This window comes from Gemmobacter aquaticus (genome assembly GCF_007859075.1).
Classification (GTDB): Bacteria; Pseudomonadota; Alphaproteobacteria; order Rhodobacterales; family Rhodobacteraceae; genus Gemmobacter; species Gemmobacter aquaticus.
In genome coordinates this window covers 1-1,678 of sequence record NZ_VOAK01000015.1, presented here as the reverse complement: position 1 = coordinate 1,678, position 1,678 = coordinate 1, and the positions used below count along the sequence as shown (strand labels likewise).

Genomic DNA, 1,678 nt, shown 5'->3' with positions numbered 1-1,678 from the left:
CCTCACAGTTTCCCTGTGAGTTCCGGGACGGCGGTGAAGAGATCTGCGACGAGGCCGTAGTCTGCGACCTGGAAGATGGGGGCCTCTTCGTCCTTGTTGATGGCGACGATGACCTTGGAGTCCTTCATGCCTGCAAGGTGCTGGATCGCGCCCGAGATGCCGACGGCGATGTAGAGCGTCGGGGCCACGACCTTGCCGGTCTGGCCGACCTGCCAGTCGTTCGGGGCAAAGCCCGAGTCGACGGCCGCGCGGCTTGCGCCCACGGCGGCGCCCAGCTTGTCGGCCAGCGCCTCGATCAGCGCGAAGTCAGCCTCAGATCCCACGCCGCGACCGCCCGAGACGACGATCTTGGCAGAGGTCAGTTCCGGCCGGTCAGAGGCCGCGACCTTGTCCTCGACCCAAGACGACAGGTCTGCAGCGCCTGCGGCGCCGATCTTCTCCACGCTCGCCGCGCCGCCCGCACCGACCGCCGCAAAGCTTGCCGTGCGAACGGTAAAGACTTTCCTGGCGTCCGACGATTTCACCGTCTGGATCGCGTTGCCGGCATAGATCGGGCGCTCAAACGTGTCGGCATCGACCACCGCCGTCACATCCGACAGCACCATCACGTCAAGAAGGGCGGCCACGCGCGGCAGCACGTTCTTGGCAAATGCCGTCGAGGGCGCCGCGATATGGCTGTAGCCGCCCGCAAGGCTTGCGATCAATGCCGCTGTCGGCTCCGCCATCCCGTGGCTGAGCGCGGCATCATCGGCCTGCAGCACCTTGGCCACGCCCGCAAGCGTCGCGGCCTCGGCCGCCGCTGCATCGCTGCCCGCACCCGCGACCAGAACATGCACCTCGCCCAGAGCGCTGACCGCCATCAAGGTTTTCGCAACCGAATCCGTGGCAAGCTGGCCGCCATGCACGTCGGCAAGAAGGAGAACAGCCATCAGATCACCCCCGCTTCGTCTTTCAGTTTCGCAATCAGCTCATCGACCGAGCCAACCTTCACACCCGCCTTCCGGCCCGCAGGCTCGGTGGTCTTCACCACCGTCAGGCGCGGCGTCACGTCAACCCCGTAGTCGCCGGCGGTTTTCTCCTCCAGCGGCTTCTTCTTGGCCTTCATGATGTTCGGCAGGCTTGCATAGCGCGGCTCGTTCAGCCGCAGGTCCACCGTGATCACCGCAGGCAGCTTGACCTTGATGGTCTGCAGCCCGCCGTCCACCTCACGCGTGACGGTGGCGGTGTCGCCCTCAACCGTCAGCTCGCTCGCGAAGGTGCCCTGCGCCCAGCCCAGAAGCGCCGAGAGCATCTGCCCCGTCGCATTCATGTCGTTGTCGATCGCCTGCTTGCCGGCCAGAACCAGACCCGGGGCCTCGTCCTTCACCACCGCAGCCAGGATCTTCGCCACCGCAAGCGGCTCGATGTCGGTATGCACGTCCGAGGCCGCCTCGACCAGGATCGCCCGGTCCGCACCCATCGCCAGCGCCGTCCGCAGCGTCTCTTGCGCCTGCTTCACGCCAATCGACACAACAACGATCTCCGACGCCAGACCCTTCTCCTTCAACCGGATCGCCTCTTCAACCGCGATCTCGTCAAACGGGTTCATCGACATCTTCACGTTCGCAAGATCAACTCCCGTGCCATCCGCCTTCACACGGACCTTCACGTTGTAGTCAATCACGCGTTTGACCGGTAC

General features: G+C 65.3%; 2 protein-coding genes. Both read right to left on the bottom strand.

All coding sequences use genetic code 11. The features are described 5' to 3' along the window. Positions 1 to 2: 2 nt before the first annotated feature. The gene (locus FQU74_RS09680; RefSeq protein WP_146286273.1) at positions 3 to 929 is read right to left on the bottom strand and encodes an electron transfer flavoprotein subunit alpha/FixB family protein; all 927 of its coding nucleotides are present in this window, start codon (positions 927 to 929) and stop codon (positions 3 to 5) included. Further along, positions 929 to 1,678 (bottom strand): electron transfer flavoprotein subunit beta/FixA family protein (locus FQU74_RS09675; protein ID WP_146286272.1); only part of this gene is annotated, 750 nt, incomplete at its 5' end. The genes FQU74_RS09675 and FQU74_RS09680, both read right to left, overlap by 1 nt.